Origin of the sequence: Nocardioides pelophilus (assembly GCF_014180685.1) — a bacterium.
GTDB lineage: Bacteria > Actinomycetota > Actinomycetes > Propionibacteriales > Nocardioidaceae > Nocardioides > Nocardioides pelophilus.
Map to the genome: position 1 here is coordinate 1 of NZ_JACEHF010000245.1, position 4,239 is coordinate 4,239.

Genomic DNA, 4,239 nt, shown 5'->3' on the forward strand with positions numbered 1-4,239 from the left:
GCTGCCGCCACAACCGCCCGGCGCCCGCCGCGCCGGCGCTCGCCGCTCGCCGCCGGGACCTGGAAGAGCTCCTCGCGCGGTGCGACGGGCGACGCCACGGTGACCGGCGCGGACTGCAGGCCCGGGGGCGGCGGTGTGGCCCCGGCGCGCACGGTCGGCGCGGCCCGGCCATCGGCAACCGGCACCGGTTCTCCTGCTTCCTCCTCGGCAGCGGCCACGCCCCTTCCCGTCCCGTCCTCGAGCGGCGGCGCTTCGGGCACCGGCACCGGCGGGCGGTCGTTCGTCGGCCACGCGTCGGCCGGCACGGCGTCGAGGGCGGCCATCAGCTCGTGCGGCAGCGGACGCCCCTCTGGCGCCTTGGCGAGAGCTCGCATCAGCACCGGCGCAACCGTCGGGGGAAAGCCGGGCAGCGCGTCGGTCACCGGACGGGGAGGCTGGGTCCAGTGTGCGGTGATCAGCGAGATGGCGTCCGGTGCGGTGATCGGCCGCGAGCCGGTCAGTGCCTCGTACGCCATGATGGCGAACGAGTACGCGTCGCTCTCGATCGTGGCCTCGGCGTCTCCCGAGCTGACCTCCGGCGGGAAGTACGCCGGCGTGCCGGCCGGCGCCCCGGCCGTCCGGAATCCCGCGTCGTCGGCAACGGCCCGGGCCAGCCCGAAGTCGCCCAGCTTCGCGCGTCCGGAGGGCAGCACGAACACGTTGGACGGCTTGATGTCGCGGTGCACGAGCCCCCGCTCCGCCATCACACGGAGCGCGTCGGCGACGTCGCGCAGGACCATCAGCGCCTGGTGGGCCGGGAGGGGCGCCCGCTCCATGAGGTCCCACAGCGTCACGCCGGGCACGTACTCCATGACCAGGTGCGCAGGATCGCCCGCCGTGTCCAGGTCGTAGACCCGCACCACGGTGGGCACGTCGGTGGCGGCCAGGATCTGCGCCTCCCGCCGGAAGCGGGCCAACACCTCGGGATCCGCGAGCAGGTGCTGCTGGATGTACTTGATCGCAACCGGCCGTCCGGTAGCGATGTGCTCGGCGAGGTGGACGTCGCCGAAGCCACCCGCCCCGAGATGGCGGAGGTACCGGTAGCCGGCTGGCACGGATGCGGACGACGGGGCTCCGGGCACGATCGCCTCACGAGCTCCGGGTGAACACGCCGGTGGACTCCTGCCTGACGATGTCCCTGGGACCCTTCTCGCAGGTGCCGAAGACCTCCCACGTGAACGTGCTCGTGAACTTCAAGGTGAAGCGTCGAGGCATCCCTCCGTCGGGGCCGGCCGTAATCACAGCGGGCGTGTAACGGGAGGTCCTCGTCCACCGGGCGGCTGCTTCCGGCACGGGCGAGACCTCTCCGGTCTCGGGGTCGATGCAGCCCGCTTTGGCACTGCGCTCGACGTTCGAAGAGGCGGAGACCACCAAGGTCCGGCCGTTCCACCTGGCCTCGAGGGATGAGTCGTTGTCTGACCGGACCGTCCCCCGGCAGCCGCTTGCGGTGCAGTCCGGTGCCTGGAAGGTCCACGAGCCCCTGAATCTCACGGGATCTTGTCTCGTGCCGTCCCGCTGCACGTTGATCGTCGTCCAGACGGACGCGTACTCACCCGAAGGAGCACTCGTCTCGAGCTGCTCCTCCTTCTCGGCACGCGCCTCCTCCCGCTGCTCCTCCTCGCTGGCGGTGGGCTCGGAGGACGTCGGAGCGCCACCGGCTCCGGTGGAGTCGTCGTCCTCGTTGCCGGTCAGGGTGAGTCCGGCGACCACGCCGGCGACGACCACCGCGGCTGTTGCTCCGGCCGCGATCAACGTCTTGGTCCCAACCCGGCGTCCCGTGGTCACCGCCGCCTGGGTCACTGCCGTGACCGTCTGCGGCAGGCCCTCGGCCACGACCGTCGGTGCCGCCCCGCCGGCAGCACCGGCCACGACGCCGGCACCGAGGCTCACCGTGCTGGCGACCAGACCGGCGATGGAGGCCCGCGCGCGCCAACCCGCGCCGTACCTCTCCGCGGCCGCCTCCTCCAGCTCGGCCAGGAACGCACCCGCGTCCGGTGGTCGCACCGCTGGATCCTTGGCCAGCGACCGTTCCAGCAGCCCGGCCAGCCGCGGACCGTGGTCCCGCAGCACCGGCGCGGGTCGGTCCCGGTGCGCAGCGACCATCTCCCACGCTGAGCCGTCGAAGACCGGGGACCCCGCGAGCAGGTGGTAGGTCAACGCCGCTGCCGAGTACACGTCGCCCGGCTTCCCGACCGGCCGACCGCTGGCCGCCTCCGGGGAGAGGTACGCCGGCGTGCCGACCACCCCCGACGACCCGGACCCCGACTCGCCCTCGACGGGGGATGCCAGCCCGAAGTCCACCAACATGCTGGTGCCCGCCATTTCCGCCAACACGTTCGATGCCGACACGTCCCGGTGCACCACACCGCTGTCGTGAGCATGCGCCAGGCCTGCCAGTGCACCCGCCGCAACACCGAGGGCCTGCTCCGGGGTCAGCCGCCCGTGCTGGTCCAAGATCGCGTCCAGTGGCGCACCCTCGATCCACTGCTCGGCCAGCCACGTCCGCTGCGGCTCCTGCACGAAGTCGTACAGCGCCACGATGTTCGGATGGTCCAACCGCGCCAACGTGGCCGCCTCCGCGACCATCCCCGCCACCGCAGCCGGATTGCTCCGCACCGCTGGACGCAGCACCTTCACCGCAGCGTCGCGCTCCAGCTCCTGGTGACGCGCCCGGTAGACCACGCCCAGCGAACCCTCGCCGACCTTGCCCGACACCACGTACCGGCCGAAGGTCGCACCATCCATGCCGTCCATCGCATGCCCCTTGCCCCCACGGCGGACCGGGCCCCACCGACCAGGTCGCCTCCGTGCGACACAGCGTCCCCTACTCGAGTCCCGGCAGCACCGGAAACGCCAAGTTCGACGGTCAGCGGCTCGGCGGGTGGTCCAGCTCACTTGCCGACGGCTCCACGGCGAGGCCACAAGGCCGACGCCCCGGTCCGCACGCCGCCCCGGCATCCCCAGGAGTGTCATGAATCAACCGACGCAGCTGTCAACCATCAGCCGGTTCGGCAGTCTCATAGGCTTTCGCGTTTTCCCTTAGAAGGACTCAACATCAGGGATGATTGTTCCGCCAGGGGGGTGGCATGGGATGGGAAAAAACATGGCGACACGACGCCTGCTCAACATTGCCACGGTGCTGGCCTTGACGCCGGCGCTACTGCTCTTCGGCGCGCCAGGCCTGAACACGGCGGCGCACGCGACCCCGTGGCCCGGGGCTTCGTTCGGCGTGTTCTTCGGTGACGTGCCGGGAGAGCCTGGGAACGTTCGGGTGAAGCTGGATCTGAACAACGACCGCTGGGCGACCGTGACCTGGGCTGCTCCGGCCAGCGACGGCGGCGCCGAGATCACCTCCTACCGCGTTCGTGCCACGCCGCACGACCCCACCGAGGCCATCCTGGGTGCCATCGTCAATCCGTGGGAGAGGTCCCAGAGGATCAACCTCGTGGACCCGGGCACCGACTACACGTACACGGTCCAGGCCAACAACAGCGTCGGCGCTGGCCCCGCCGTAGAAGCGGTGTTCGAGGAGCCGCCAGCGGTCGTGCCGGGAGAGCCTGGGAACGTTCGGGTGAAGCTGGACCTGGACAACGACCGCTGGGCGACCGTGACCTGGGCTGCTCCGGCCAGCGACGGCGGCGCCGAGATCACCTCCTACCGCGTTCGTGCCACGCCGCACGACCCCACCGAGGCCATCCTGGGTGCCATCGTCAATCCGTGGGAGAGGTCCCAGAGGATCAACCTCGTGGACCCGGGCACCGACTACACGTACACGGTCCAGGCCAACAACAGCGTCGGCGCTGGCCCCGCCGTAGAAGCGACCGCTCTGCGTCGAGCCTCGGTGGTCGGCGGTTCGGACACTGCCCTCGACTACGGCAAAGGGACGCAGATGCACGTCACCGTCGATGCCGGAGCCGTTCGGCCGACGGGACGAGTGCTTCTCACCGCCGGAGGTGTGGTTCTTGGAGGCGCGGAACTGGTAGACGGTGTGGCAGCCGCGCCCATCACAGCCCGGAAGCTTGGCCCCGGGCTGCACGAAGTGACCGTCGCGTACCGCGGCGACCGGTGGGTAAGGGTCTGCTGCACGAACGGGTGACAGTTGGGGTTAGGCCGCCTGGGTGGCGGGTGGGGTCATGATCAACTCGTATTCGACGGGGGTCAACCGTCCGAGAGCGGCCTGCCTGCGGCGGCGGTGGTAGG

General features: G+C 70.9%; 3 protein-coding genes. 1 reads left to right on the plus strand and 2 read right to left on the minus strand.

Annotated elements, in window-relative coordinates; translation table 11 throughout:
* Together H0488_RS22245 and H0488_RS22250 are read right to left on the minus strand one after the other, a co-directional pair.
* Positions 1-1,094: serine/threonine-protein kinase (locus H0488_RS22245; RefSeq protein ID WP_183101389.1), on the minus strand; the 1,094-nt coding region annotated here is incomplete at its 3' end.
* A gap of 34 nt (positions 1,095-1,128) precedes the next feature.
* Entirely contained in the window at positions 1,129-2,793 is a 1,665-nt protein-coding gene (locus tag H0488_RS22250; RefSeq protein WP_183101390.1) for a serine/threonine-protein kinase, read from the minus strand.
* Positions 2,794-3,142: 349 nt separating this feature from the next.
* On the opposite strand from H0488_RS22250, the gene H0488_RS22255 reads away from it, so the two are divergent.
* Positions 3,143-4,135: a fibronectin type III domain-containing protein gene (locus tag H0488_RS22255; protein WP_183101391.1), complete on the plus strand. Its 993-nt coding sequence runs from the start codon at positions 3,143-3,145 to the stop codon at positions 4,133-4,135.
* Positions 4,136-4,239 lie beyond the last annotated feature (104 nt).